25 protein-coding genes are annotated in these 25,993 nt (G+C 65.7%); 7 read left to right on the top strand and 18 right to left on the bottom strand.

What is annotated here, in order from left to right; all coding sequences use genetic code 11:
* Window positions 1-55: 55 nt before the first annotated feature.
* The 3 genes from B5520_RS01850 to B5520_RS01840 all read right to left on the bottom strand — a co-directional run bounded on the left by B5520_RS01850 (window position 56) and on the right by B5520_RS01840 (window position 1,961).
* Window positions 56-508, bottom strand: coding sequence for a hypothetical protein (locus B5520_RS01850; RefSeq protein WP_079595355.1), 453 nt, complete (start codon window positions 506-508; stop codon window positions 56-58).
* A gap of 64 nt (window positions 509-572) precedes the next feature.
* Window positions 573-1,391 (bottom strand): methyltransferase domain-containing protein, encoded by an 819-nt coding sequence (locus tag B5520_RS01845; RefSeq protein WP_079595354.1) that lies wholly within the window; start codon window positions 1,389-1,391, stop codon window positions 573-575.
* A gap of 57 nt (window positions 1,392-1,448) precedes the next feature.
* A complete protein-coding gene (locus tag B5520_RS01840; RefSeq protein WP_079595353.1) occupies window positions 1,449-1,961 on the bottom strand; it encodes a MarR family winged helix-turn-helix transcriptional regulator in 513 nt (170 codons plus the stop codon).
* 192 nt (window positions 1,962-2,153) lie between these two features.
* Between B5520_RS01840 and B5520_RS01835 the strand changes: the two genes are divergently transcribed.
* The 7 genes from B5520_RS01835 to B5520_RS01805 all read left to right on the top strand — a co-directional run bounded on the left by B5520_RS01835 (window position 2,154) and on the right by B5520_RS01805 (window position 9,642).
* Entirely contained in the window at window positions 2,154-4,361 is a 2,208-nt protein-coding gene (locus B5520_RS01835) for an MMPL family transporter (RefSeq protein ID WP_079595352.1), read from the top strand.
* Window positions 4,362-4,471: 110 nt separating this feature from the next.
* A complete protein-coding gene (locus B5520_RS01830; RefSeq protein ID WP_079595351.1) occupies window positions 4,472-4,747 on the top strand; it encodes a hypothetical protein in 276 nt (91 codons plus the stop codon).
* A 262-nt stretch (window positions 4,748-5,009) separates the two neighbouring features.
* On the top strand, window positions 5,010-6,881 hold the full coding sequence (gene dnaK / locus B5520_RS01825; RefSeq protein ID WP_079595350.1) for a molecular chaperone DnaK: 1,872 nt from the start codon (window positions 5,010-5,012) through the stop codon (window positions 6,879-6,881).
* Between the two features lie 2 nt (window positions 6,882-6,883).
* Entirely contained in the window at window positions 6,884-7,582 is a 699-nt protein-coding gene (locus B5520_RS01820; RefSeq protein ID WP_079595349.1) for a nucleotide exchange factor GrpE, read from the top strand.
* A gap of 82 nt (window positions 7,583-7,664) precedes the next feature.
* Window positions 7,665-8,636, top strand: a complete 972-nt coding sequence (locus B5520_RS01815) for a DnaJ C-terminal domain-containing protein (protein ID WP_176156724.1) — start codon at window positions 7,665-7,667, stop codon at window positions 8,634-8,636.
* Window positions 8,637-8,651: 15 nt separating this feature from the next.
* Window positions 8,652-9,077: a heat shock protein transcriptional repressor HspR gene (locus tag B5520_RS01810; RefSeq protein ID WP_079595347.1), complete on the top strand. Its 426-nt coding sequence runs from the start codon at window positions 8,652-8,654 to the stop codon at window positions 9,075-9,077.
* Window positions 9,078-9,255: 178 nt separating this feature from the next.
* Window positions 9,256-9,642, top strand: a complete 387-nt coding sequence (locus B5520_RS01805; RefSeq protein ID WP_079595346.1) for a hypothetical protein — start codon at window positions 9,256-9,258, stop codon at window positions 9,640-9,642.
* A gap of 33 nt (window positions 9,643-9,675) precedes the next feature.
* On the opposite strand, the gene B5520_RS01800 is transcribed toward B5520_RS01805, so the two are convergent.
* The 15 genes from B5520_RS01800 to hpaE all read right to left on the bottom strand — a co-directional run bounded on the left by B5520_RS01800 (window position 9,676) and on the right by hpaE (window position 25,991).
* Entirely contained in the window at window positions 9,676-11,085 is a 1,410-nt protein-coding gene (locus B5520_RS01800; RefSeq protein ID WP_079595345.1) for an aldehyde dehydrogenase family protein, read from the bottom strand.
* Window positions 11,086-11,728: 643 nt separating this feature from the next.
* Entirely contained in the window at window positions 11,729-11,920 is a 192-nt protein-coding gene (locus tag B5520_RS22670) for an IclR family transcriptional regulator domain-containing protein (RefSeq protein WP_176156723.1), read from the bottom strand.
* Between the two features lie 236 nt (window positions 11,921-12,156).
* Window positions 12,157-13,227 carry an L-idonate 5-dehydrogenase gene (locus B5520_RS01790; RefSeq protein WP_079595343.1) on the bottom strand — a complete coding sequence of 357 codons (1,071 nt, stop codon included), beginning with the start codon at window positions 13,225-13,227 and terminating at the stop codon, window positions 12,157-12,159.
* Window positions 13,227-13,997 carry an SDR family oxidoreductase gene (locus B5520_RS01785; protein WP_079595342.1) on the bottom strand — a complete coding sequence of 257 codons (771 nt, stop codon included), beginning with the start codon at window positions 13,995-13,997 and terminating at the stop codon, window positions 13,227-13,229. The genes B5520_RS01790 and B5520_RS01785 overlap by 1 nt, the downstream gene beginning before the upstream one ends.
* Window positions 13,994-14,974, bottom strand: coding sequence for an NAD(P)-dependent oxidoreductase (locus B5520_RS01780; protein ID WP_079595341.1), 981 nt, complete (start codon window positions 14,972-14,974; stop codon window positions 13,994-13,996). Before B5520_RS01780 ends, B5520_RS01785 begins: the two co-directional genes overlap by 4 nt.
* Window positions 14,975-16,324, bottom strand: a complete 1,350-nt coding sequence (locus B5520_RS01775) for an MFS transporter (RefSeq protein WP_079595340.1) — start codon at window positions 16,322-16,324, stop codon at window positions 14,975-14,977.
* Window positions 16,325-16,484: 160 nt separating this feature from the next.
* Window positions 16,485-17,282: an IclR family transcriptional regulator gene (locus tag B5520_RS01770; RefSeq protein ID WP_079595339.1), complete on the bottom strand. Its 798-nt coding sequence runs from the start codon at window positions 17,280-17,282 to the stop codon at window positions 16,485-16,487.
* A gap of 121 nt (window positions 17,283-17,403) precedes the next feature.
* A complete protein-coding gene (locus B5520_RS01765) occupies window positions 17,404-18,141 on the bottom strand; it encodes a fumarylacetoacetate hydrolase family protein (RefSeq protein WP_079595338.1) in 738 nt (245 codons plus the stop codon).
* Window positions 18,142-18,173: 32 nt separating this feature from the next.
* Complete coding sequence (locus B5520_RS01760; protein ID WP_079595337.1) at window positions 18,174-19,226, bottom strand: D-2-hydroxyacid dehydrogenase; 1,053 nt, start codon at window positions 19,224-19,226, stop codon at window positions 18,174-18,176.
* 49 nt (window positions 19,227-19,275) lie between these two features.
* Window positions 19,276-20,106, bottom strand: coding sequence for an endonuclease/exonuclease/phosphatase family protein (locus tag B5520_RS01755; protein WP_079595336.1), 831 nt, complete (start codon window positions 20,104-20,106; stop codon window positions 19,276-19,278).
* A 61-nt stretch (window positions 20,107-20,167) separates the two neighbouring features.
* A complete protein-coding gene (locus B5520_RS01750; RefSeq protein WP_079595335.1) occupies window positions 20,168-21,673 on the bottom strand; it encodes an NAD-dependent succinate-semialdehyde dehydrogenase in 1,506 nt (501 codons plus the stop codon).
* A 71-nt stretch (window positions 21,674-21,744) separates the two neighbouring features.
* The gene (locus tag B5520_RS01745) at window positions 21,745-22,548 is read right to left on the bottom strand and encodes an HpcH/HpaI aldolase family protein (RefSeq protein WP_176156722.1); all 804 of its coding nucleotides are present in this window, start codon (window positions 22,546-22,548) and stop codon (window positions 21,745-21,747) included.
* Complete coding sequence (hpaH, locus tag B5520_RS01740; RefSeq protein WP_079595334.1) at window positions 22,533-23,318, bottom strand: 2-oxo-hept-4-ene-1,7-dioate hydratase; 786 nt, start codon at window positions 23,316-23,318, stop codon at window positions 22,533-22,535. Before hpaH ends, B5520_RS01745 begins: the two co-directional genes overlap by 16 nt.
* Window positions 23,319-23,320: 2 nt before the next feature.
* Window positions 23,321-24,406 (bottom strand): 3,4-dihydroxyphenylacetate 2,3-dioxygenase, encoded by a 1,086-nt coding sequence (gene hpaD, locus B5520_RS01735; RefSeq protein ID WP_079595333.1) that lies wholly within the window; start codon window positions 24,404-24,406, stop codon window positions 23,321-23,323.
* Window positions 24,407-24,449: 43 nt separating this feature from the next.
* The gene (hpaE, locus tag B5520_RS01730; RefSeq protein ID WP_079595332.1) at window positions 24,450-25,991 is read right to left on the bottom strand and encodes a 5-carboxymethyl-2-hydroxymuconate semialdehyde dehydrogenase; all 1,542 of its coding nucleotides are present in this window, start codon (window positions 25,989-25,991) and stop codon (window positions 24,450-24,452) included.
* Window positions 25,992-25,993: the final 2 nt, after the last annotated feature.

Below are 25,993 nucleotides of genomic sequence, written 5' to 3'. Positions count from 1 at the left end.
CACCACAATGTGGGTCATTTGGAGGCGTGAATTTCCAGGTAAGTCATCCGAAAGGTCAGCCACATTTCCCGTGCTTTGAATGCACCCAATGGTCCATTGTGCACGGCAGGCCCAGGCGATAGCGGTCAAAATAGTAGTGGGGTCCGTTCGACATGTACCCGGCATCATCGAGGCCGAAATGTCCGATCATGACGAATCCACGGTGAAGGGCCAGTTCCCGCAACTCCTCCGCTTCTACGAGGACCGGTTCATTGCTGTCAGCGCACTCCGGCCAGCACCCGGCATGTGCGATCGCAAAGTACCGCGTCGAGTCCTGATCCAGATGACCCAGGATGGTGTCGTAATGGGGTTTGAGCCTCCCGTCGAATTGGCAGCTGACAAGCGCAATGTCTCCAAACTGCATGTCGGCGTCCAGCTCAATCAGGACGAGCCGGGGTAGGAGTTCGCCAGCGGGAGCTATCAGCAGACGTGCAAGGAACTCGAGGTCGAAGCCTGCTTGGATGATCATGCTTCGATGCTATGGACCCGGAGTTGCAGGCGGGAGTACAAGCACAGGCTATGTGGACAAGGACTTATGCCCGGGCGATGACCTCGCCGTTGGGGATCAGGAACCAGCCGTCATCCGTGGAGCCCCAGCGGTGCCAGCCCGCCGAAATGCGGGCCAGGTCTGCAGCGTTCGCGAAGCCGTACTCCAGCGCCTGCTCGGCGAAGGCGGAGTGCAGTACCCGCTCGCCCCAGACGCGCGCCTGCCAGCGGCGCTGCTGGCCAGTGGCGTAAAGCCAGTTGCTGCTGGTGGGGGCGACGTCCGTGAAGCCTGCCGACTGGGCCCAGCTGACCAGCCGCCGCCCGGCGTCGGGCTCTGCTCCGTTCCGCCGCGCGATGCGCTGGTACAGGTCCATCCACTCGTCCAGTTCAGGAATGGCGGGATACCAGCTCATGCCGTGGAAATCGGCGTCCCGCACGGCAACGATGCCGCCCGGCTTGGCCACGCGGCGCATCTCCCGGAGAGCCTCAACCGGATCTGTAAGATGCTGCAGCACCTGGTGGGCGTGGACCACGTCGAAGGTTTCGTCCTCGAAGTCCAGGTCATAGATGTTTCCGGCCACGAACTCCACGTTGGGCACCTCGCGCTCCACGGCGAGGGCCTGCGCCTGGGCGATGATGTCCGGTGAGCGGTCCAGGCCGGTGACTTTTCCGGGGCTGACAAGGGCGGCGAAATCGCAGGTGATGGTGCCCGGGCCGCAGCCGACGTCCAGGACGTCCGAGCCCGGCGTCAGGTGCGGCAGGACAAACGCGGCGGAATTCTCTGCGGTCCTGGCGGCATGGGCGCGGACCACCGATTCGTGGTGTCCGTGCGTGTAAACGTCGTCTTCAGGCTGCTGGGCACTCATAACCAAACGCTACCCCCAACCGGGCTGCATTTAACGTCGCGAAAAGCGCGTTTGTCGCTACTCGCTGGATGTTTCGTCCCGCGCCGCCACCGTTGCTGCCACCATCGCCGTCATGAACCGGGAAACGGTCTCCAGTTCATCCTCGGAGAAGCTGGCCATGGCGGTCCCCATGTGGCGTGCGAGCGGGCCGAAGATGGCGCCGCCCTCCTGGTATGCCTTGGGCGTCATCTTGAGCTGGACCTGCCTCCGGTCCGAGGTGCCGCGCTCGCGGACCACGTGGCCCGAGCTGTCCAGCCTGTCGATCAAGGCGGTGGTGGCCGGCGAACTCAGGTGCAGCTCCTTGCGGAGGATGCCGGGCGTGACCACGCTGCCCTTGGCCGTGTGCCGCATAATGACGGCCAGGGCGTTCAGGTCCGTCCGGTGCATGTCTTTCCGGCCCCCGGCCGCATCGACGTACCGGTTGGCTTCGATCGTGAAGTCCTGAAGGAGCCGGACCAGGGGGTGGGGGCCGCCATTGGGTACGGGGCCTGCGGGAGGAGCCTGCACGCCGGAGGGTTCCTTGCCTGCCATGCCCACCTCCTCCATTCTTCGTCACTCACCCGCACCGGATCTGCCGGACCGTCCTGACGGATATTACTTCAGCAGCCCGGCGCCCCGCGTACCGGTGAAGCGAAAAACAAAAGCTTGACTGGCTCTTATCTCCATTATGGAGATACTCTGTTGTGGAACAAGTCTACGCCCCTGTCCCCTCCGGAAGGCATCATGAAACATCACACCGCTGGCAAGGAACGCGTCCCGTTCTGGCTGCGCTGGCTCCTCCCTGTCATCCTGGTGCTCACCTGGCTTGCGATCGCGGGCGTGGGCGGACCCACCTTTGGACGGCTGGAGGAAGTGTCCTCGAATGACCAGGCCTCGTTCCTGCCGGCAAGCGCCGAGGCAACGGCTGCGCAGGACTGGCAGGCAAAGTTCCGGGATTCGGACGAGGTTCCGGGCGTCATCGTTATTGAAAGCGGCGCGCCCTTCACCCCGGCCCAGTTGGGCGAAGTGGCCGGCCTCCGGACGGAACTGGAAGAGCTGAAACTGGGCAGCGCCGTCGTCGGGCCTATTCCGTCCGACGACGGCAAAGCGGTCCAGTTCATCGTCCCGGTCAATCAATCGACGGAAATCAAGGAAGCCGTCCAGGAGCTGCGGGACGCGGTGGCTGAAGCGGCGCCTGCCGGGATGCAGACCTTCGTTACCGGCCCCGCAGGCCTGGCGGCTGACCTCACCGCGGCGTTCGCCGGCATTGACGGGATCCTGCTGCTGGTGGCGCTGGCCGCAGTGTTCGTGATCCTGCTGGTGGTTTACCGCTCCCTGCTCCTGCCCATCATGGTCCTCCTGACGTCCGTCTTTGCGCTGTGCGCCGCCATCCTCCTGGTCTTCGGAATGGCCAAGGCCGGCTGGATCCAGCTGAACGGCCAGAGCCAGGGCATCCTCTCCATCCTGGTGATCGGCGCCGCTACGGACTATGCCCTGCTGTATGTGGCGCGCTTCCGCGAGGCGCTGACACACACCACCAACCGCACCGGGGCCGTCCTGACAGCCTGGAAAGCATCCTTCGAGCCCATCCTGGCTTCGGGCGCCACGGTGATCATTGCCCTGCTGTGCCTCCTCTTCTCGGACCTTAACTCCAACAAGGCGCTCGGTCCCGTGGCCGCGGCGGGCATCCTCTGCTCGCTGTTCGCCGCGCTGACCCTCCTGCCCGCCCTGATGGCGCTCCTGGGCCGCGCAGCCTTCTGGCCCTTCCGCCCCAAGCTGGTGCCCGCCGAGGAGCGTGAACCGGAACTGGTCACGGGGCTGGAAGGCCAAAAGGGGCTGTGGCGCGCCACCGGCTCCCTGGTGTCGCGGAGGCCGCGGACTATCTGGGTTGCCTCGGTCCTGTTGCTCGTGGCGGCCTCGGCCGGCGTCCTGCAGCTCAAGGCCAACGGCGTGCCGCAGACGGACGTGATCCTCTCCGCCTCCAATGCTGTTGACGGCCAGGACGCCCTGGCGCGCCACTTCGACGCGGGCAGCGGCAGCCCCGCCGTCGTGGTGGCGGACCAGGGCAAGGCCCAAGAGGTCCTCAACAGCGTGAAAGCGGCCGACGGCGTGGGCGAGGCCTATCTGTTGGCTGAGGGCAGTGTGCCCATCACCGGGGCCCCGGGCACTCCCAGCGAGCCGGACGTCCGCGAGGGCAGGGTGCTGATCAATGCCACCCTGAGCTCTGCCGCTGATTCACTGGAAGCCGAGGAAGCCGTCAAGGCCCTCCGCAACGACGTTAAGGCCGTGGACCCCGGGGCGCTGGTGGGTGGCGTCACGGCCACCGCACTGGACACCAACACCACGGCCCAGCGCGACCTGGTGATCATCATCCCGGTGGTCCTGGTGGTGATCCTCTTCATCCTGATGCTGCTGCTGCGCTCGGTGGTGGCCCCGGTGCTGCTGGTGCTCTCCGTGGTGCTGTCCTACGCCGCAGCCATGGGCGTGTCAGCGTTGGTCTTCAACAACATCCTGGGCTTCCCCGGCGCCGACGCCACCGTTCCGCTGTTCGGTTTTGTGTTCCTGGTGGCGCTGGGCGTGGACTACAACATCTTCCTGATGAGCCGGGTCCGCGAGGAGTCCCTGAAGCACGGCACCCGCCCCGGCATCCTCCGCGGCCTGGGCGTCACCGGCGGGGTCATCACCTCGGCCGGTGTGGTGCTGGCCGCGACGTTCGCCGCGCTCGGGGTCATCCCCATCATGTTCCTGGTGCAGCTGGCCTTCATTGTGGCTTTCGGCGTGCTGCTGGACACCGTGCTGGTGCGCTCGCTGCTGGTACCTGCCCTGGCCTACGACATCGGCCCGAAGATCTGGTGGCCGAGCAAGCTGGGGCGGCCGGAGGCGGATACTGCTGCGCGTTCCGGCGCCGGCACCAGCCCGGAGACGGACCTGGAAGGTGCTGGCCGCCGGTAAAGCCGCGGGGCTTTGCGGAAGGCCGTTTCCGGGCCCTGTTGACCGGGTCCGCTGCTCGATAAACTGCGGATGTGCCCGTATGGACGCGGAACTCGAAGGAGAGATGCCACATGAGCGAATACGACGCCTATGAGGAGCCCCGCCAGGGCAGCCCTGCCCCGGGCCTGGAAGGCGAAGGCGGGGACTACGGCGATACCGGCTCCGTGGAAAGCCCCACTGAGAACCTTGCGGACGGAGAATATCCGGACGGGGATTACGGACCTGCAGGTACCGTGGGCTCCGCACGCCAGGAGGATTCCATTCGGGAGCGGCTCACGGACGGCCAGGTCAACACCACGGCCGAAGAGCGTGGCCCCCTGCACGGCGACGGGAACGTCGAAAGGTAACCCCTGGTGCACTGACGCCCGCCGACAGCAGCCCGGCGGTGGTTCTCCCGTAGCGAAACCGGAGAGCCGCCGTCGGCCTTTTTGAGCGTAAAACCGCGGCATTCCAAGGAATGCAAAGACTCTCCGCCCCTCCTGCAAGAGCAGAAGTTGAGCGTACTCCACTCAACTTTGGTTGACATCGGAAGCGCCCTGAGTAAAGTTGAGTGCAGAACGCTCAATATCAGGGCGCCAGCAAGTTTCCAAGGAAAGAAGGAAGCAACACATGTCACGTGCAGTAGGTATCGACCTCGGAACCACAAACTCCGTCGTCTCCGTTCTCGAAGGTGGCGAGCCCACCGTTATTGCCAACGCCGAGGGTGGCCGCACCACGCCGTCCGTCGTTGCATTCTCCAAGTCCGGCGAGGTCCTGGTTGGCGAAATCGCCAAGCGCCAGGCCGTCAACAACATCGACCGCACCATCGCCTCGGTCAAGCGCCACATGGGCACTGACTGGAAGGTGGACATCGACGGCAAGAAGTACACCCCGCAGGAAATCTCCGCGCGTACGCTCATGAAGCTGAAGAACGACGCCGAGTCCTACCTGGGCGAAAAGGTCACCGACGCTGTGATCACCGTTCCCGCGTACTTCAACGACGCCGAGCGCCAGGCCACCAAGGAAGCCGGCGAAATCGCAGGCCTGAACGTCCTGCGCATCGTCAACGAGCCCACCGCCGCAGCACTCGCCTACGGCCTGGACAAGGGCAAGGAAGACGAACTCATCCTGGTCTTCGACCTCGGCGGCGGCACCTTCGACGTCTCCCTGCTGGAAGTCGGCAAGGACGAGGACAACTTCTCCACCATCCAGGTCCGCGCCACCGCCGGTGACAACCGCCTGGGCGGCGACGACTGGGACAACCGCGTCGTTGAGTACCTGCTGAACCAGCTGAAGGTCAAGGGCATCGACCTCTCCAAGGACAAGATCGCCCTGCAGCGCCTCCGCGAAGCTGCCGAGCAGGCCAAGAAGGAACTGTCTTCCTCCACCAGCACCAACGTCTCCCTCCAGTACCTGTCCGTCACCCCCGACGGCCCGGTCCACCTGGACGAGCAGCTGACCCGCGCCAAGTTCCAGGACCTCACCAAGGACCTGCTGGAGCGCACCAAGAAGCCGTTCCACGACGTGATCAAGGAAGCCGGCATCAAGCTCTCCGACATCAACCACATCGTGCTCGTGGGTGGCTCCACGCGTATGCCCGCAGTCTCCGAGCTGGTCAAGGAACTCGCCGGCGGCAAGGAGCCCAACAAGGGTGTGAACCCGGATGAGGTTGTGGCTGTTGGCGCAGCCCTGCAGGCCGGTGTGCTGAAGGGTGAGCGCAAGGACGTCCTGCTGATCGACGTCACCCCGCTGTCCCTCGGTATTGAAACCAAGGGTGGCGTGATGACGCACCTGATCGAGCGCAACACCGCCATCCCCACCAAGCGGTCCGAGACCTTCACCACCGCTGACGACAACCAGCCGTCCGTGGCCATCCAGGTCTTCCAGGGCGAGCGTGAGTTCACCCGCGACAACAAGCCGCTGGGCACGTTTGAGCTGACCGGCATCGCGCCGGCTCCGCGCGGCGTTCCGCAGGTTGAGGTCACCTTCGACATCGACGCCAACGGCATCGTCCACGTCTCCGCGAAGGACAAGGGCACCGGCAAGGAACAGTCCATGACCATCACCGGCGGGACCGCGCTCTCCAAGGAAGACATCGACCGCATGGTCCGTGACGCGGAGGAGCACGCAGCCGAGGACAAGGCCCGCCGCGAGGCAACCGACACCCGCAACAGCGCCGAGCAGCTCGCCTACTCCGTGGACAAGCTGATCGCCGACAACGCCGACAAGCTGCCCGAAGAGGTCAAGACCGAGGTCCAGGGCGACGTCGACGACCTCAAGAAAGCCCTCGAAGGCACCGACGACGCCGCAGTGAAGTCCGCTTTCGAGAAGCTGCAGGCTTCGCAGGGCAAGCTGGGCGAGGCCATCTACGCCCAGGCCGGTTCGCCGGACGGCGCCACCGGTGCCGCAGGCGCCGAAGGTGCAGCGGGTTCCGAAGGCTCCAAGGCTGACGAGGACATCGTCGACGCCGAGATCATCGACGAAGACGAAGCGAAGAAGTAGCCATGCCGCACCACGGTAACGAGGAAGAGCACAACTCATCCACAAACCAGGAGCGCATGGGCCAGCAGGGCAACGCACAGGAACCGGTCATCCGGGACAACCGCAAGGTTGACCCGGTGACCGGCCAGGCCCGGCACCCGGAGGGCGGCCAGTCCGCCGCCGGCGCTTCGGCGGGTGAAACGGATTCCGACGGCGACGCGCTCGCCCAGGCCGAGGAGATCCTCAACGGCATCGACGTGCCGGCCGAGGAATCCGTGGCACAGGGGGTTCCGGCAGGCTCAGCCACCGCCGAGGCAGCCGAACTGAAGAACGACCTCCTCCGCCTGCAGGCCGAGTACGTCAACTACCGCAAGCGCGTTGAACGCGACCGTGCCGTGGCAGGGGAGATGGCCGTCATCGGCGTCCTGAATTCCCTGCTTCCGGTCCTGGACGACGTCGACGCCGCCCGGCAGCACGGCGACCTCACCGACGGGCCCTTCGCCGCGATCGCCACCAAGCTGGAGAACGCGCTGAAGACCTACGGCCTGGTCCGCATCGACGAGACCGGCGTGGAGTTCGATCCCACGATCCACGAGGCCCTGATCCAGCAGCCCGGCGACGACATCGAGGTTGACACCGTCAGCCAGGTGCTCCGCTCAGGCTACAAGTCAGGCGAACGCGTCCTCCGCGCAGCACAGGTGATTGTCGCAGTACCTGCGTAGTACTACTTCGGTGGTTGAGCTTGTCGAAACCAGATTTCGGTAAGCTCAACCACCGACCCATAACTTTTGAAAGGAAACGCCATTGGCTAGCCAGGATTGGGTGGACAAGGACTTTTACAAGATCCTTGGTGTTGCCAAGGACGCTTCCGACGCCGATATCAAGAAGGCTTACCGGAAGCTGGCCCGCGAGCACCACCCTGATACCAACTCGGGGAACACTGCTTCCGAGAAGAAGTTCAAGGACATCTCCGAGGCCTATTCGGTGCTCTCGGATCCCGACGAGCGCCAGCAGTATGACGCCATCCGCGCCATGGGCGGCGGGGCACGCTTCGCTCCCGGCGGTGCCGGTGGCGGCAACGGCGGGTTCGAGGACATGTTCGGCGGCCTGTTCACCGGCAACACCGGCCGGCACGCGGGCGGGTTCAACCCCTCCGCCGGCGGCATCCCGCCCGAGTTCGCGGACCTGTTCGGCGGCGGCTTCGGCCAGACCGGCTTCCAGCGGGCGCCCTCCAAGGGTGCCGACCGTACCGCGTCCACGAGCATCTCGTTCTCGGGCGCCATCCGCGGCACCACCATCGGCCTGCGGGAACCCAGCGGCGAGGTCATTGATGTCCGCGTGCCCGCCGGCATCAAGGACGGCCAGAAGATCCGCGTCCGCGGCAAGGGCCAGCCCGGCCCGGCCGGCAACGGCGACCTGGTGGTCACCGTGTCCGTCAAGCGGCACGAGTTTTACACGCGCGACGGCGACAACCTCCGCATCCACGTCCCCGTCACCTTCCCGGAGGCTGCCCTGGGCGCCGACATCGAGGTGCCCACCATCGACGGCGAAAAGGTGCGGGTCCGCGTTCCGGCCGGGACGCCGTCGGGCCGTACACTGCGGGTCAAGGGCAAAGGCGTGAAGACGTCCAAGGCCACCGGCGACCTGCTGGTGACCATCGACGTCGCCGTTCCCAAGAACCTGAATAAGGAAGCCGAAGCTGCGGTCAAGGCGTTTGCCGAAGCCACGGCCGGTGCCGACGTCCGAGAGGGCCTGGCCGCCAAGGCCCGGTTGTAGGAGCGGAGGTGTTGCGTGGAGATCAATGCTGACCAGCCAATCTTCGTGATTTCGGTGGCAGCTGAGCTTGCGGACATGCACCCCCAGACGCTCCGGCAGTACGACCGGCTGGGCATCGTCTCGCCCAGCCGTGCACCCGGAAAGTCCCGCCGCTACTCGCAGCGGGACGTCAACATGCTCCGGGAGGTGCAGCGGCTGTCGCAGGAAGGCGTCTCGCTGGAAGGGATCAAGCGCATCCTGGAACTCGAAAACCAGGTGGCCGCCCTCCAGCGGCGCGTCTCCGAACTTACGGAGGAACTCACGCGCCGCCCGCAGTCCTTCGATTCCCGCATCTTCGCCGCAGGCGCGGCCGGCGATGTGGTGAGCCTGGCCCGCGGCCAGCGTCCCCGGCCCCGCTCCCAGGCAGTGGTGCTCTGGCGGCCCCGGGCGATTGGGCAATGACTGGGCACAGGGCAATAAGTACCTGATATTGGTCACGGGTCGAAAATAGAGTACCCACTACTCGTGACCCTTCCACCCCCGGAAACTTCAATGGAACCACCGCTGGATCAGCAGTGGTTCCAAGTTTCTGGGGGTTTTCCATGTGTGGTTCCAACAAGGCCCGGCCATGAGCCCGGGGATGGAGGCGGTGTCCGCGTTCAGCGGCTCGGTCCCCGGCCAGCTCCTGCTCGCCATTGGGCAAACGATCGTGGTGGTGTGCGTCTGCTTCGACATGGTGCGGGCCCTGTCCGTCCCGAGGTCGCACCGGCGCTATGTAGCCAGCACCGTTTTCCGGACCCTGGCCATCCCGTCCATCATCGCCAACGGCCTGACGGTCCTCATCGCACTGGTGGTGGCATCCTGGATCGATGTGGTCATGGGCATGTTCGTGCTCATGGCCATCATCTTCCGGCTGCACCACGACAAGGACGAGGACAACTGGTGGAAGGGCAAGGGCAAGAAGCTCGCCCGGTGGGCCCGGCGGCAGTTTGCCGGCCGGACCGCCGCCGCCCCGGCGATGGGGTGATCCCGTCGCCGGGGCAGCACGCCGGTATTTGGCTTAGCCGTTGATGACCTGGGGTACGCCGAGGGCCTTCAGGCCTTCGACGCCGAATTCAAGGCCGTAGCCGGACTGCTTGGCGCCGCCGAAGGGGATGCGGGGGTCTACGGCGCCGTGTTTGTTGATCCAGACGGTGCCGGCCTGAATCCGGCCTGCGACCTCGCGTGCCGCTGCAAGGTCCGAGGACCAGACGGAGGCGCCGAGGCCGACGTCGAGCCCGTTGGCTTTTTCCACTGCTTCGTCGATGGTGCTGTAGCGGATGATGGGCAGGGCGGGGCCGAATTGTTCTTCGGCGACGAGCGGGTTGTTGTTGTCGATGTCGGCCACGAGGGTGGTGGGGTAGAAGTAGCCGGGCTGGTCCGTGTCCGGGTTTCCGCCCAGGAGGACGCGGGCGCCGGAGTCCTTGGCGGCCTCCACGAGGTTCGCGACGACGTCGTACTGTGCTTTGTTTTGCAGGGGGCCGAGGACGTTGTTCTCGTCGAGGCCGTTGCCCATGGGCATGGCTTTGGCGACGGCGGTGAGTTCTTCGCAGACGGCGTCGTAGATGTCGTTGTGGACGTAGAGGCGTTTGAGGGCGGCGCAGGTTTGGCCGGTGTTGAGGAAGGCGCCCCAGAAGATGTCTTCGGCGATGGCTTTGGGGTCGGCATCGGGCAGGACGATGCCGGCGTCGTTGCCGCCCAGTTCCAGGGTGAGGCGTTTGACGGTGTCGGCAGAGGATTTGATGATGGCGCGGCCGGCGGCGGTGGAGCCGGTGAACATGATTTTGCCGATGGCGGGGTGGTTGGTGAGGCGGGCGCCGACTTCCCGGCCGCAGGAGACTACCGACAGGATGCCGTCGGGGAGTTCTTCGTTGAGGACCTTGACCAGGGCCAGGACGGAGAGCGGAGTGTTGCCGGATGGCTTGACCACGACGGCGTTGCCCATGCGCAGGGCGGGGGCGATCTGCCAGATGGCGATCATCATGGGCCAGTTCCACGGGCCGATCGCGCCCACAACGCCGATGGGCTTGTAGTGCAGCTCCGCATAGGTCTGGCCGTCATCAACAAGAGTTTCAGGCTCAAGGGGCAGCCCGGCCGTGGCGCGCAGCCACGCGACGCAGGCGCCCACCTCGAAGCGGGCGTTCGGACCGTTCAACGGCTTGCCCTGCTCACGGGAGAGCAGCTGGGCGAGTTCTTCGGCGGAGCGTTCGACGGCGTCGGCGGCCTTGAGGAGCGCGGCGGACCGGGCGTCGTGGCCCAACGCAGCCCATGCCGGCTGCGTCTCGACGGCGGTGGCGACAGCCTGCTCCAGGTATTCGAGGCTGTGGACGGGGGCCTCGCCTACCGCTTCACCCGTGGCCGGGTCCAGGATGGTCCGGGTGGGGCCGGACGTGGGGGTGATGGACGCTAGGAGTGCATCGTAGGTTTCCAAGGTTTACTCCACTTCGAGTAGGCAAGGGCGCCGGCCGGGCGGCGTGGCGGGTTACCCCCAGTGTGGTTTACCGCCCCGGCTCCGCTCTTGTCTTTTGGCGCAAGGCCCTTGGCGTGGGAGGAACGGATTGGGTTTGTGCACCCTTCTGGTTTCGGAGAGCGCTTGGTCCGGGGAAGTGCTCCTTCCTGGACTGACAGGACGTGTCAGGTTGAACTCTGGGAGTTTGTTGAGCAGGTGTCAGGAATGCCGCGACCACGGCTGAGCCTGAGAGGTAGTCCGGCTGCTGCCTGACGTCCTATTGGGGTGTAGTCCGTTTAGGCACCAGATCGGGTCGGCGTGCTGTCGGAGCTTTGTGGGCGTTAGGCGTCTTCCTCGTACCAGCCGATCCATGCAGCTGACGTGAGCCTAGTATTCGAGACGGGCGATTCTGCCGCCCCCTCTGGTTTGTCGTGGCCACTGGCGTCCAGCAAGGAGGCCAGGTGGTTCCATAGGTGAATCACGGGTGGTTCCTTTCCAAGCGTGTGCAGCACCGGCTAGAGGTGACAGCTGGCGTGCAGCCAGAAGGTGGCCAGGATGATGCCGCCTGCTGTTTGTTGTGTGTCTCAAGTCGAGTGACTGCGTCCTAAGTCGGGACGAGAGCCTTTTATGCAGGTATAGCGGCGTCGCCTTCGAAGGGCATGCCGAGTTCGCTTGAGATCTTCCGTGTGATGTTGAGCAGCTGGTTTTTTACCTGTTCCAGCTCGTCTTCGTGGACGACTTCGGTGGGGAAAACAACCGCAACTGTCAACGGAATTGCGTCAAGCGATGAATATACGGGGGCTGCGATCGAGGACACTCCCGGAATGACGCCCCTGAGGTAAAGGCATATCCATTGGTTGCGACTTCGGCCCGGACTCGCTGGATATCTTCGTCCGTGTATGCGTTGGGATTCCGCCGGGAACGTTCGGCTTCCAGCGTTGCGGCCCACAAAGGCCCATGATGCAGGGCTCACACCTCTATGCCCGGGGGGGCCATTCGCTGCCTTTGGCCACGTTCTTGTCGGCACTGGCGCCGCCGGAAAAGCTGGAGCCGTCAGCCCCCGGCAGCAAAGTCCAGCAGAACCTTCCCGGACTCAGCCGAATTCCTGGCCGTTTCAAAAGCTTCGAGGCCGCGTTCCAGCGGGAAGACGTGGGTGACCACCGGGTCCACGAACAGGGACCCGTCGCCCAGGGCGGCGATGACCTCATCGATTTCGTCGTTGAACCTGAACGAGCCCAGCAGTTCCAGTTCCCGGGTGATCGCCAGTGAAATCAGCACAGGCTGTGGCCCGGACGGCAACAAGCCGACCATCACCACTTTTCCGCCACGGGCCGCTGCCTTGATGGCCGTAGCCAGTCCGTGGTGCGAGCCTGAGGATTCAATCACGACGTCGGCCTCCACTGTTGCCAGCGCATTGTCGCCTGCCTCGATGACCTCGTCCGCGCCCACTGCCCGGGCTGTCTCGAGGGGTTTCCGGTGCAGGTCGGTGGCCACAATGCGGGCCGCGCCCGCGCGCTTGAGGACGGCGACGGTCAGTGTACCGATGGGGCCGCAGCCCACCACCAGGGCGGTCTTGCCCCTGATGTCACCGGCGCGGGCCACGGCATGCCAGGCCACGCTGGCCGGCTCGATCAGCGCCGCGGTCTTCAGGCCGAGGCTGGCCGGCAGGACCCGCAGCATCCGCGACGGCAGGTTGACGTACCTGCTGAAGGCGCCGTCCGTATGCGGGAACCGCGCGGCACTCCCAAGGTAAGTGCAGCCGGGGGACAGGTTGGGCCGGTTTTCGGGATACCTGGGAAAGTCCGGACCCTCTCCCGGCCCGGGCGTGGCCGGATGCACGGCGACCGGTGCGCCCTCCGCCGGTCCGGATCCGTCCGCCGCCGCACGGATCACCGTCCCCACAATCTCGTGCCCCAGCACCATCGGGGCCTTCAGGACCGATTCCCCGGCCGCGCCGTGCAGCCAGTAGTGTAGATCGGAGCCGCAGATGCCGCCGTAGGCGATCTCCACCACGGCCTGGTCCGGCCGGGCCGCCGGGAGCGGGATACTTTCAATGCGCAGGTCGCCTGCGGCATGGGCGACGACGGCGGGACCCGCCGCCGGAAGTCCGGCAACGGTGCGCATCAGACCACCACCGTCATTCCGCCGTCGACGAAGATCGTCTGGCCGTTCACGAAGTCCGAACCGCTGGAGGCCAGCCACACCGCCGGGCCGGCAAGGTCCTCCGGCGTGCCCCAGCGGTGGGCAGGGGTTCGCCCCAGGATCCACGAGTTGAACTGCTCGTCGTCCACCAGGTTCTGCGTCATCTCGGTATGGATATAGCCGGGTGCCAGCGCATTGATCTGCAACCCGGCGGCCGCCCATTCCGCCGTCATGGCCCGGGTAAGGTTCCGCAGCCCGCCCTTGGCAGCGATATAGGGGGCGATGGTGGGCCGGGCCAGGTCGGTCTGGACGGAACAGATGTTGATGATCTTGCCGCGGCCCCGGGGGACCATAAAGCGGGCCGCCGCCCTTCCCACCAGGAACGCGCTGGTGAGATCGGTGCTGATGACCCGCTCCCAGTCCTTAACATCCAGGTCCAGCATGGCCACCCGGTGCTGGATGCCGGCGTTGTTGACCAGGATCTCCAGCGGACCCACATTGTCTTCCACCCAGGCCACAGCGTCCGCAACTTCGGCGTCACTGGTGACGTCGAAAGCGCAGCTGTGGATCCGGCCGGACGCAAAATCGGCGGCCATGGCGGCTTCCGCGGCCTTGAGCCGTTCCGCGTTCACCCCGTTCAGCACCACGGTAGCGCCGGCGTCGGCCAAGGCCCGGGCAAGGGCATTGCCGATGCCCCGGCTTGATCCCGTGACGAGGGCTGTACGTCCGGTCAGGTCAAAAAGCGGACTCATTGGGCGGTCTCCTTGATAGTCTCCGGAGCGTTCTCCCGGGAGGCGGTGCTGAGGTTGGCAATGGCCTGCCGCACCACGGCCAGGTCGAGGTCCCCCAGGCCCTGCCGGACGAGGTGGGCATAGAGTTCGGTGCCGGCAGTTGCCATTGGAACCGCGGCGCCAACACTCCGGGCGCTCTCCAGCACAAAGGACAGGTCCTTGTGCATGAACTTGGCCGGCCCGGTTGGTGCGTAATCTTCCGCTGCCAGCCTGGGCCCCACCACTTCCAGCACCCGGCTTGCCGCGAGTCCGCCGGACAAGACATCGAAGAGGGCTTCGACGTCCATGCCTGAGCGCTCCGCAAGCCCGGCCGCTTCGGCGAGGGCCGCCGTCGTGGTGCCCACAACCAGCTGGTTGCATGCCTTCGCCAAGGACCCGGCGCCCAGCCCGCCGAGCCGGCGCACCGTTGTACCCATGGCCTGCAGCGCGGGCAGCGCCCGCCCAAAGTCCTCCTCGGAGCCGCCGGCCATGATGGCCAGTGTCCCCTGCTGGGCACCCTGCGTGCCGCCGCTGACGGGGGCATCAAGCACCGCCGCGTTCCCGCCGCTTGCCTCCCCCACGGCGAGGCCGAAAGCCTGGACGCCCACGGGCGAAACACTGCTCATCACCACCACCAGCGTTCCGGGTTCGGGCGGCGAGGACCGCCACGCGTCGAGCAGCCCGGCCGCAGCCTCTTCGATGTAGGGCAGATCCGGGAGCATGAAGATGATCACCGGTTCGTTTCGAAGGTCTTCCACCATTGCGGCGGCGGACCCGCCCAGCCGGACGAGGTCCTCAACTGCCGACGGCGAGCGGTTCCACCCCGTGACGGACCACCCGGCTTTCACCAGATTTGCGGCCATCGGGGCGCCCATCAGCCCCAGCCCGACGAAGCCGGCACGCTGGCGGGATGGATCAACCGGGGCAGTGGGAGCGGCGGAGGTGTTGGCGGGGTTCATCTACCTTGCGTCCTCCACGAGCACCAGGTCGCGCCCGTTCGTCTCCGGCGTGAAGAACGTGGTGATGAAGGAGATTGTTGCCAGGACCAGCGAGTACAGCGCGGGAACAAGCCAGGAGTGGTTGGTTGCGGCAAGCAGGGCAACGCCGATCATCGGGGCGAAGCCGCCGGCCAAGACCGCCGAAAGTTCGCGGCTCAGGGCCACACCGGTGAACCGGTGCTGGGAACCGAAGAGCTCGGGAAGCAGGGCACACTGCGGGCCGAGCATTGACTGCACGCCCAGGGCAATGCCCACCACCATGACTGCCCACACCAGGGCAGGGTTGCCCAGGGTGACCAGGTAGAACGCCGGCAGCGCAATGAGGGCTTGGAAGAGGGCGCCGTAACGGTAGACGGGGACCCGGCCGAAGCGGTCGGACAGGGCGCCGAAGGTGACCACCATGACTGCCGCGCAGCCAGCGGCGATCAGCAGGCCGGTGGGGCCAATGAACTTGTCTCCCGGGAAGACGCCGGCCGGAAGGCTGATGAACGAGACCAGCAGCGCCGAGTAGACCGACGAATTGCCGTTCTCACCCATCCGCAGGCCGATGCCGACAAGCACGTTCTTCTTGGAGTGCTTCCAGATCTGGCCCACCGGGTTCTTCACCACGGCCTTGTGCTTTTCAAGCTCCTGGAACACCGGGGTTTCCTTGAGCCGGAGCCGGATGAAGACGGCGATGACGATGAGGATGACGCTTGCCAGGAAGGGCACCCGCCAGAGCCAGCCCTGCAGGACCTCCTTGTCTGCGAGGGCCATCAGGGCGAACGTGCCCGCGCCGAGCAGGGTGCCGAGCTGGATGCCCACGAAAGGCAGCGAGGCGAAGAAACCCCGGCGGCTTCGCGGAGCCACCTCCGAGATCAGCGTGGTTGCACCCGCCTGTTCGGCGCCGGCGCCCAATCCCTGGAGGATGCGCAGGGCCACCAGCAGGACCGCTCCGAGCATTCCTGCCTGTTCAAAGGTGGGCAGGAGGCCGATGGCGAAGCTTGCCAGTCCCATCAGGCCGATGGTGAGGATCAGCACCATCTTCCGGCCGAAGCGGTCGCCGATGTAGCCAAAGACCACGCCGCCGAACGGCCTTGCGGCAAAGCCGACGCCGTAGGTTGCGAAGGAGGCGATGACGGCGCCGCTTTCACCCAGCGGGGAGAAGAACAGGGGGCCGAAGATCAGCGCTGACGCCAGGCCGTAGATGTAGAAATCGTAGTATTCGAGGGCTGACCCCACGGAGCTGGCAAGAGTTGCCCTTCGCAGCTGTTCCGGTTCGACGACGGCGCCGCCCGCCTCAGTCTGCGGTGATTTAGTACGAGTTGTCACAGTAACTCCCTTAAACGCACTCCAGGCCCACGTTGGCCTGGTGGTGGGATAGCAACGACACCCTGTTGCGTCGATCACTATGCTGAACACAATACAGCAAGTTGAACAAAGGGCAACGGTGTGGATTTTGTGACCGGAAAAACCGCCGCGGCGGGCGGGGTCAGCCCATGGGATTGCCCAGCGAGTGGGCCAACTCCTGGAGTTCCTTGACCATCTGGGCGCCCTGCTCCGGGGTGTAGGTGGCTTTGAGGGCCGTCACGGACAGGCCGAGGCTGGGGCCGTGGGCTCCCCGGGTGGGGACGGAAACGGCAAGGCAAACCACGCCCGTGGTGGACTCCTCGTCCTCGAAGGCGTAGCCCTGTTCGCGGATGGTCTGCAGCTGCGCCTTGAATTCCGCTCCCGTGCGCAGCGACTTCGGCGTCAGCACGGGCAGTTCGGCGTCATCGGGGAAGAGTTCCTCGATGTCATGGTCATGCAGCCGCGCGATCAGCGCCTTGCCCACGGCGCAGAGCGAAACCGGCATTTTGTCGCCGATATTCGACGTCAGGCGCACCGCTGGATGTCCCTCGTACCTGGCGAGGTAGATGACGTTCAAGCCGTCGAGCATGGCGATGCGGACTGTCTCGCCGGAGAGGACCGGGGCCTGCTCGCAGTAGCCGTAGAACTCCTGCACTTCGTCCAGGCGGCCAAGGTAGGCCGCGCCGAGCTCCACGAGCTTGCGGCCCAGGGTGAACTCGCTGCCCTGGCGGCTGATGAGCCGGGCTTCCTCCAGTGCCAGCAGCAGGTTGGACGTCGACGATTTGGGAATGCCTACTTCCCGCGAGAGGTCACTGAGCGTGAGGCGGCCGGTGGCGGAGGAGGCCAGCGCATCCAGGACGGCAGCCGCCCGCGTCACGGCGGGGGCGGGGGAAGTGGTGCCCTGGTTGTCTGATGGACCGGGGTTGCGGGAATCGGCCATGATTCTCCTTCGGGTTGCCGCGGCAGGACGAGCGGTGTTCATGTGACTGAACACCATCCATCATAGAGGGCGCTTCTTATCGCGCCGAAGCCGTGCGTTTCCCCGAAGGCGGCGGGCAGGGTCAGGAGATCCTGTTGGACAGGCTCCCGATCCGCTCCACCACAATTTCCACGTGGTCGCCCGGCTGAACGGCCACTGCCGTCCCGGGAGCCCCCGTCATGAGCACGTCACCGGGTTCAAGGGTCAGCCAGGACGTGACGTACACGAGGCACTCCACCACTGAGGAAGGCAGGTTGTACGTCCCGGAGTTGGCCTGGGCTGCCCCGTTGACGATCACATCAATGCCCACGCGGTCCGGATCCGGGATGTCTGTTTCTATCCACGGGCCAAGGGGCGTGTAATTCACGCCGGCCTTGCCCTGGAAATTCCGTTCATCCACCAGGCCCTGGTCCACGTTGGTCACGTCATTGACGCAGGTATAGCCGAGGACGTGCTCCAGCGCATTGCCGGGCGTCAGTTCCTTTGCTTGCTTCCCGATGACCACCGCGAGTTCGCCTTCCACGTTGACCGTGCCGCGGTCCCGGGCGGCGACTACCGGGTCGCCGGGATCGGCGAGGGTATGCACCGACTTATGCCAGGCCTGGATGGGCAGCGGATGGTCGTTCAGCGTCCGGTTGTGTCCGATTCCGAGCACCACGGCGGGCCGGACCGGGGCGAGGAACACGGCGTCGGTGTCCGGGGTGGTGTGCCCCGTGTAGCTGAGGGGTTCCGCGAACGGGTCAACAATGTGGTGCCATGTCCCGTCCCGTTCCACTGCGTGCCGGGCGCCCTCTTCTGTCTTGATTCGTGCGATGCGCATGGATCTCCTGATCGTGCTTCGGGTCGGCGGGCCTAGTAGAAGTGGACCGTGTCCACGAGGTGGGGGAGGTCGCCGCCGTCGAGGAAGATCTGCAGGTTGCTGCAGAAGCGTTCGGTAATGAGGCGATTCTCAGCGGCGCTGAGGGCGGAGGTGTGCGGGGAAACCATCACCCTGGGGTGCTCCCACAGGGGGCTGTCCTGGGGGAGGGGTTCGACGGCGAAAACGTCCAGGCAGGCGTAACTGACCTGGCCGTTGTCCAGGGCTTCCAGGAGTGCTTCCTCGTCAACAACGGTGCCGCGGCCCACATTGATGAAGACCGTCCCGGGCTTCATGGCGGCGAAGGCTTCCCGGTTGAAGAGCCTCTCGGTGAATGCCGTGCCGGGCAGCGTATTGACCACCGCATCGGCCGTGGCAAGGAGGCCCGAAAGGCCGGCGTTGTCCACCACGTGGTCGATGCCGTCAATGTGTTCCACTGAGCGTTTGGTCCCGCTGACCTTCATTCCCAGAGCCCTGGCAATCCGTGCAGTCTCCAGCCCGATCTCGCCCAGTCCCGTGACCACCAGCATGGAGCCGTTGACGAGGCGGGTGGGAATCCGGAGTTCCGGCCAGACCTTGGCGGCCTGATCCTGGGCCAGTTCCGCGCTCCGCTTGAAGCCGTTGAGGATCCCCAGCGCTGCGAACTCGGCGAGGGGCAGCGCGTGGACGCCTGCCGATGTGGTGATCTTGAACTTCTGCAGGGCCTCCTGGTCTAGGCCTGATGCCTTGACGGCCCCGCCCGCCCCTGCTGCCATTGCATGGATCCACTGCAGGTGGGGATTCTCGCGGGCGATGCGGGCAAGGCCGGCAGGGCTTTCATTGGGGAAGCCGTACAGCACCTGCGCGCTGTTGAGCATGGACCAGTAGCGCTCTTCCTGGCCTGGCGTGCGCTTGAACGCCGGGTCGCCGGAGTGGTCTGCGGGGAACCGCTCCGGCGGGAGGAGCTCCGGTTCGTAGCGAACGGTGACGGAGGGGTCGACGGCGCGGATCTGCTCCACCAGCTCTGCTTCGAGGGGTACGGCGATCGCGACTGTAAGAGAGGAGGTCATCCGTTCACTATACTGGCTGATGGCTAATATGCTGAACAAACTTTAGTGCTCAGTAACGAATATCAGTCTGCAGGGCGTAGTGGTCTGACGGAAACGTGCCGGCCACAGGGGTGGTGCCAAGCAGGGCGGCTGCCCTCGGATGTCCGGCTCCGCCTCTCCGTGGTGCGGCGGTGAAGACGTAGTCGATCCGCCGGTCCGGCCACAAGAGCTGTACTGCCCACGGATTGGCATTGGACCACGTGCTGCCCGCTATGCCCGGTGCCGCCACTTCCCAGGCATCGTAGAAGGACAAACCAGGCACCGGCGCTGCCGCACGGCCCGTCATGAGGCGCATTTCATCGCTGTCGGGGTCGGCGTTAAAGTCTCCGCAGACGGCCAGGGGAGTCCGCTCATCCTGTTCCGCGTGCAGGTGGGCGATCAGTCCGCGGACCGCATCCTGCCGTGCCTGGCTCTCGTCCAGCCACCAGGCGTCCATGACCACTCCGTACACCTGGAGCGGTCCACGCGGGCCATCAACCCGGACGTACTGCACCCGCAACGCACCAAAGCTGAAGCCGGCAGCATCGGCAATCGGCCATCTGGACAAGACAGCAACGCCGGAGAGGGCTGATTCGTCCTCCTGCGCAGGAACCCCGCTAAAGGCGTGGTACGGCAGCCCCAGGGGATCGGCCAGCCTTGCGGACTGGCTGTCGTCACCTTTTGCCCAGGACTCCGTCAACACAAGAAGATCCGGCCTTGCCTCCAGCAGTGTGGAAGTTATCGCCGCTTCACGCTCCTGCCAGGGGCCGTACAGCCCCCACACATTCCAGGTGACCACCCGGGCCGTGGTCCTGATCAGCTCGCCGTAAAAGTACGGCGGAATGTCCAGGTGCTGCGCCATCCGTCCATCCTGCCCGCACACCTCGGGGATCGCCAGAGCCCGAGGTATGCGGGCAGGGGAGTCAGCCCGCGTAGGGGTCGGCGATGCCGATGTATTGGGTGGTGGTGTATTCGGCGATGCCTTCGGTGCCGCCTTCGCGGCCGAGGCCGGATTGCTTGACGCCGCCGAAGGGTGCTGCGGCGTTGGAGATGACGCCGGCGTTGAAGCCGACCATGCCGAATTCGATCTGTTCGGCTACGCGCAGGAGCCGGTTGAAGTCGCGGCTGTAGAGGTAGGAGGCGAGGCCGTATTCGGTGGCGTTGGCCAGCCGGATGGCGTCTTCTTCGGTGGTGAAGGTGGTGACGGGTGCGACGGGGCCGAAGATTTCCTGGCGCAGAATTGCTGCATCGTTCGGAACGCCACCGAGGACGGTGGGCTGGTAGAAGTAGCCTGGCCCGTCCACGGGGGCTCCGCCGGTGATTGCGGTGGCGCCGGCGTCGACGGCGGCACTTACTAGGGCGTGCACATCATCCCTGGCCCCGGCGTCGATGAGCGGGCCGACCTGGGTGGCGGCATCGGTGCCGCGCCCGGTGGTCAGGGCGCCCATGGCGGCGGCGAACTTGCGGGTGAATTCCTGCGCGACGGTTTCGTGGACGAGGAAGCGGTTGGCGGCGGTGCAGGCTTCGCCCATGTTCCGCATCTTCGCAGCCATCGCGCCTTCGACAGCTTTGTCCAGGTCGGCGTCTTCGAACACGATGAACGGGGCGTTCCCGCCGAGTTCCATCGAGGTCCGCAGCACGTTTTGCGCGGCGTCGGCCATGAGGCGTTTGCCGACCGGGGTGGACCCGGTGAAGCTCACTTTCCGGAGGCGGGAGTCCTTCAGCAGCGGCCCGGAGATCCCGGAAGCGGAGGAGGAGGCGACGACGTTCAGGACGCCGGGCGGCAGGCCGGCGTCGAGCATGGTCTGGGCGAAGTACTGCGCCGTGAGGGGTGTAAGTTTGGCGGGTTTGAGGACCATGGTGCACCCGGCCGCGACGGCGGGGGCTACTTTGCGGGTGGCCATGGCCAGGGGGAAGTTCCACGGGGTGATGAGCAGGCAGGGTCCGACGGGCTTGTGCTGGACCAGGATCTTGTTCTTCCCCTCCGGCGACGTCAGGTAGCGGCCGTAGTCCCGGACGGTTTCCTCGGAGAACCAGCGCAGGAATTCGGCTCCGTAGGCGACTTCGCCGCGGGCTTCGGCCAGGGGCTTGCCCATCTCCAGGGTCATGAGCAGGGCGAAGTCCTCGGCGCGTTCGGTGACCAGGTCAAAGGCGCGGCGCAGGATCTCGGCGCGCACCCGCGGCGCGGTCCGCGCCCAGGACGCCTGGGCGGCGTCGGCTGCATCCAGCGCTGCAACCGCATCGTCGCTGGTGGCGGAGGCGAGGGTGGCGAGGACCTCCCCGGTGGCGGGGTCGTGCACGTCAAACGTGCCGCCGTCGGACGCCTCCCGCCACTGCCCGCCAATCAACAGGCCGGTTGGAACGGACGCAAGGAGTGCGGCTTCGCGCTCCTGTGAGATGGCAGGGGAAAGTGCGGGAGAAAGAGTCATGGTGCTCCTAGGGAAGTTTAGGGTTTCGACAGCCTCAACCACCGGTGGCGGGGTTACGGGTTCAACCACCGTTAGTAGCTAGCAGGGGTGTCGCCGTCGGCCTTCTGGATGTACTGCTTGGCGAGGGCTTCGGAGCCTCTTGCCAGGAGGGCGACGTCGGCGCCGACCAGGATGAAGTCTGCGCCGTGGTCCAGGTAGTGGCGGGCCGTGTCCGGGTTGAAGGCATTCACACCGGCCGGCTTTCCGGCGGCTTTCGCGGCGGCGAGGCAGTGTTCGACGGCGGCGCGCACCTCAGGGTGTTCCTGCTGTCCCAGCAGGCCCATGGAGGCGGCGAGGTCGGAGGGCCCGATGAAGACGGCGTCGACGCCATCGACTTTCAGGATGTCCGCCACAGAGTCCACTGCCGCCGTCGACTCAATCTGGACGGTGACGCTGATGGTCTCGCCGGCCCGGGCCAAATAATTTGGCACACGGTTCCAGCGGGCGGCGCGGGCAAGGGCTGACCCCACTCCGCGAACGCCCAGCGGCGGGTAGCGGGTGGCCGCCACGGCAGCTTCCGCTTCGGCGACGGAGTTGACCATGGGAATGAGCAGGTTCTGCACGCCCAGGTCCAGGTACTGCTTGATGAGCACGGTGTCGTTCACCGGTGGCCGGACCAGGGTGTGGACCGGGTAGCCGTGGACGGCCTGGAGCTGGGCGAGGACGGACTCGAGCCCGTTGGGGCTGTGCTCGGCGTCCACCAGCAGCCAGTCCAGGCCGGACCCCGCGCACAGTTCGGCAACCAGGGGGCTGCCGGAGCAGACCCACATCCCGGCCAGCGGGCGCTTGGCCTCACCCAAAGCGGACCGGAAGGTGTCCTCTATTCGAAGCGGCATGTGACACTCCCCAAAGGTCCGTAGTCAGCGTGAACGGTGTCACCCTTGTAAACCCAGAGCGGGCGGGTGAAGGAACCGGCGAGGATGATGTCACCGGCCTTCAGCGAATCGCCGTGGGCGGCAATCTTGTTGGCCAGCCAGTGGACGCCGTTGGCAGGGTGATCCAGGACGCCGGCGGCCACGCCGGTTTCCTCCACGGTCTGATTCTTATACAGGATGGCGGCGACCCACCGGAGGTCCACGGCGTCAGGCTTCACCGGGTTGCCGCCGATCACCATGGCGCCCATGGCGGCGTTATCGGAGATGGTGTCCACGATGGTCCGGCCCTCCATCTCGATCCTCGAATCGAGGATTTCCAGGGCCGGAACCACGTAGTCGGTGGCCTTCAGGACATCGAAGATCGTGACCCCGGGACCCTTCAAACCGTCCTTCAACACGAAGGCCAGCTCCACCTCCACCCGGGGGTGGGTGTATTTGTCCCACTCCACCGAGCAGCCGGTCTCCAGCACCATGTCATCAAAAATGGCCCCATAGTCCGGCTCCGTGATGCCCGTGGCCGCCTGCATGGCCTTGGACGTGAGGCCGATCTTGCGCCCCACCAGGGTCCGGCCGGCCTCCTCGTTCCGGCGCCGCCACAACTGCTGGACGGCGTAGGAGTCCTCCACGGTCATGTCCGGGTACCGGGCAGTGAGCCGCGGTACGGGGGTGCGGGTGCGGCCGGCCTCCACCAGCTCGTCCGCGATGGCCTCGATCGTCCTGTCATCCAGCATGGCTACAGCTGCGCTCCCAGCTTGAAGCCGGTCCGGTCGTCTTCCGGGGCTCCGTCCTTGCGGGTGTAGGAGAAGCCGTCAGCGCCGACGGTGACCGCCATTTCGCTCTTTTCCTCACGGACGATGACCGGCTGGGGATTGCCGTCCAGGTCCAGGACCAGGGATGCTTCGGTGTACCAGGACGGGACCACGGGGTTGCCCCACCAGTCGCGGCGCTGGTTGTCGTGGACGTCCCAGGTGATGGTGGGATTATCGGGGTCGCCGGTGTAGTAGTCCTGGGTGTAGATCTCGATGCGGTGGCCGTCCGGGTCCAGGATGTAGAGGTAGAAGGCGTTGGACACGCCGTGCCGGCCGGGACCGCGTTCGATCCGGTCGCTGATCCGCAGGGCGCCCATCTTGTCGCAGATCTGGATGATGTTGTGCTTCTCGTGCGTGGCGAACGCGACGTGATGCATCCGCGGGCCGTTGCCGCCGGTCAGGGCGGTGTCGTGCACGGTCTGCTTGCGGTGCATCCACGCGGCGTACGTGACGCCGTCGGAATCCTTGATGTCCTCGGAGACGCGGAAGCCCAGGTCTTCGAGGTAGGCGCGGCCGCGGGGCACATCGGGGGTGACCTGGTTGAAGTGGTCCAGCCGGACCAGTTCACCGGCGGAGTAGAGGTCGTAGCGCTGGGTGAGGCGTTCCACGTGCTCCACGTCGTAGAAGAACTCGTACGGGAAGCCCAGCGGGTCCTCGACGCGGACGGAGTCGCCGATGCCCTTGGTGAATCCGTCCTTGCGCCGCTCAACCCGGCAGCCCAGTTCCTTGTAGTAGGCCTCGGCGGCGTCCACCTCGGCGGGGGACTTCACCCGGTAGGCGAACGCGGCGACGGCGGCGATGGGTCCCTTGCGGAGCACCAGGTTGTGGTGGATGAACTCCTCGAGGGAGCGCAGGTAAATGGCGTTCTCGTCTTCCTCGGTGACGTGCAGGCCCAGGACGTCAACGTAGAACTCGCGGGACTTGGCGAGGTCGGTGACCACGATGTCCATGTAGGCGCAGCGGACGATGTCCGGTGCCGGGACGGAAGGGGTGGGGACGAAGTTGGTCATGATGGTCTCTCTTCTTTGAGCAGGTTCTTCAGTAATTAAGGGGTTAGCCTTCGTTGGCGGCGGAGGTTTCGATGCTGCCGAACTTGGGGGTGTGGACGGTGCCGAGGGTGATGTGCACGGCCTGCTGGTCGGTGTAGAAATCGATGGAGCGGTAGCCGCCCTCGTGGCCCAGGCCCGAGGCTTTGACGCCGCCGAACGGGGTGCGGAGGTCGCGGACGTTGTGGCTGTTCAGCCACACCATGCCGGCTTCGACGTTCTGCGAGAAGTTGTGGGCCCGGGTGAGGTTCTGGGTCCAGATGTAGGCGGCGAGGCCGTATTTGGTGTTGTTGGCCAGGGCGAGGGCCTCGTCGTCGTTCTCGAACGGGGTGATGGCCACGACGGGTCCGAAGATTTCCTCCTGGAAGATCCGGGCGTCGGGGGCGACGTCGGCGAACACCGTGGGTGCGATGTAGTTGCCTTCGGGCAGGTGGTCGGGGCGGCCGCCGCCGGCCAGGAGCCGGCCTTCGGACTTGCCGATTTCGACGTAGGAGGCCACCTTTTCGTAGTGCTCCGGGTGGACCAGGGCCCCCACCTGGGTCTTGGGATCGTGCGGGTCACCGACCACGATGTTCCTGGCGCGGGCGGCGTACTTTTCGCAGAACTCGTCATAGATGGCGCGCTCGACGAGGATGCGGGAGCCGGCGGTGCAGCGTTCGCCGTTGAGGGAGAAGACCCCGAACAGCGCCGAATCGATCGCGGCGTCCAGGTCGGCATCGGCGAACACGACACACGGGGACTTGCCGCCGAGCTCCATGGACAGGCCCTTGAGGTTGGCGGCCGCGTTCCGGAAGATCGTCTGGCCAGTGGTGGTCTCGCCGGTGAAGGAGATCAGGGGCACGTCCGGATGCTTGACCAAAGCGTCGCCGGCTTCCTCGCCCAGGCCGTTGACCAGGTTGAACACGCCGTCCGGGAGCCCGGCGTCCTTGAAGATGGTGGCCCAGAGCGAGGCCGAGAGCGGGGTGAACTCGGCGGGTTTGAGGACCACTGTGTTGCCGGTGGCCAGGGCCGGGGCGAGCTTCCAGGATTCCAGCATGAAGGGGGTGTTCCATGGGGTGATCAGGCCGGCGACGCCGATCGGCTTGCGGTTCACGTAGTTGATCTGCGAGCCGGGGACCTTCATGGCGTCGTCGAACTGGGCCACGATCAGGTCCGCGAAGAAGCGGAAGTTCTCGGCAGCACGGAGCGCCTGGCCCTTGGCCTGGGTGATCGGCAGGCCGGTGTCGAACGTTTCGAGCTCGGCGAGCCGGGCTTCCTGGGCCTCGACCGCGTCCGCGATCCTGTTCAGGATGCGGGCGCGTTCGCGGGGCTTCATCTTCGGCCAGGGGCCGTTCACGAACGCTTCGCGGGCGGCGGCAACGGCGAGGTCGATGTCCTCTTTCTGGCCGGCGGCGGCGGTGGCGTAGTTCCGGTTGGAGACCGGGTCCAGCACATCGAAGGTCTTGCCGCCCACGGAGTCAACGAACTGGCCGTTGATGTAGTGCTGGATGTGGGTGGGCAGATCCTGGGGCACGTAATGGGCGGTTGTTTCTGCTGCAGTGAACGTCATTG

The organism is Arthrobacter sp. P2b (genome assembly GCF_900168295.1).
Lineage (GTDB): Bacteria > Actinomycetota > Actinomycetes > Actinomycetales > Micrococcaceae > Arthrobacter.
Note: the sequence above shows the minus strand (reverse complement) of the source record. Positions and strands in the feature narration are given on the sequence as shown.

What these genes read in the sequence shown, in the direction of transcription:
- B5520_RS01760 (WP_079595337.1), bottom strand. Translation starts at nt 19,226, where the DNA reads ATGACCTCCTCTCTTACAGTCGCGATCGCCGTACCCCTCGAAGCAGAG.
- B5520_RS01770 (WP_079595339.1), bottom strand. Translation starts at nt 17,282, where the DNA reads ATGGCCGATTCCCGCAACCCCGGTCCATCAGACAACCAGGGCACCACT.
- B5520_RS01845 (WP_079595354.1), bottom strand. Translation starts at nt 1,391, where the DNA reads ATGAGTGCCCAGCAGCCTGAAGACGACGTTTACACGCACGGACACCAC.
- dnaK (WP_079595350.1), top strand. Translation starts at nt 5,010, where the DNA reads ATGTCACGTGCAGTAGGTATCGACCTCGGAACCACAAACTCCGTCGTC.
- B5520_RS01750 (WP_079595335.1), bottom strand. Translation starts at nt 21,673, where the DNA reads ATGACTCTTTCTCCCGCACTTTCCCCTGCCATCTCACAGGAGCGCGAA.
- B5520_RS01790 (WP_079595343.1), bottom strand. Translation starts at nt 13,227, where the DNA reads ATGCGCACCGTTGCCGGACTTCCGGCGGCGGGTCCCGCCGTCGTCGCC.
- B5520_RS01840 (WP_079595353.1), bottom strand. Translation starts at nt 1,961, where the DNA reads ATGGCAGGCAAGGAACCCTCCGGCGTGCAGGCTCCTCCCGCAGGCCCC.
- B5520_RS01780 (WP_079595341.1), bottom strand. Translation starts at nt 14,974, where the DNA reads ATGAACCCCGCCAACACCTCCGCCGCTCCCACTGCCCCGGTTGATCCA.
- B5520_RS01835 (WP_079595352.1), top strand. Translation starts at nt 2,154, where the DNA reads ATGAAACATCACACCGCTGGCAAGGAACGCGTCCCGTTCTGGCTGCGC.
- B5520_RS01755 (WP_079595336.1), bottom strand. Translation starts at nt 20,106, where the DNA reads ATGGCGCAGCACCTGGACATTCCGCCGTACTTTTACGGCGAGCTGATC.
- B5520_RS01830 (WP_079595351.1), top strand. Translation starts at nt 4,472, where the DNA reads ATGAGCGAATACGACGCCTATGAGGAGCCCCGCCAGGGCAGCCCTGCC.
- B5520_RS01765 (WP_079595338.1), bottom strand. Translation starts at nt 18,141, where the DNA reads ATGCGCATCGCACGAATCAAGACAGAAGAGGGCGCCCGGCACGCAGTG.
- B5520_RS01785 (WP_079595342.1), bottom strand. Translation starts at nt 13,997, where the DNA reads ATGAGTCCGCTTTTTGACCTGACCGGACGTACAGCCCTCGTCACGGGA.
- B5520_RS01805 (WP_079595346.1), top strand. Translation starts at nt 9,256, where the DNA reads ATGGAGGCGGTGTCCGCGTTCAGCGGCTCGGTCCCCGGCCAGCTCCTG.
- B5520_RS01850 (WP_079595355.1), bottom strand. Translation starts at nt 508, where the DNA reads ATGATCATCCAAGCAGGCTTCGACCTCGAGTTCCTTGCACGTCTGCTG.
- B5520_RS01820 (WP_079595349.1), top strand. Translation starts at nt 6,884, where the DNA reads ATGCCGCACCACGGTAACGAGGAAGAGCACAACTCATCCACAAACCAG.
- hpaH (WP_079595334.1), bottom strand. Translation starts at nt 23,318, where the DNA reads ATGCTGGATGACAGGACGATCGAGGCCATCGCGGACGAGCTGGTGGAG.
- hpaD (WP_079595333.1), bottom strand. Translation starts at nt 24,406, where the DNA reads ATGACCAACTTCGTCCCCACCCCTTCCGTCCCGGCACCGGACATCGTC.
- hpaE (WP_079595332.1), bottom strand. Translation starts at nt 25,991, where the DNA reads ATGACGTTCACTGCAGCAGAAACAACCGCCCATTACGTGCCCCAGGAT.
- B5520_RS01745 (WP_176156722.1), bottom strand. Translation starts at nt 22,548, where the DNA reads ATGCCGCTTCGAATAGAGGACACCTTCCGGTCCGCTTTGGGTGAGGCC.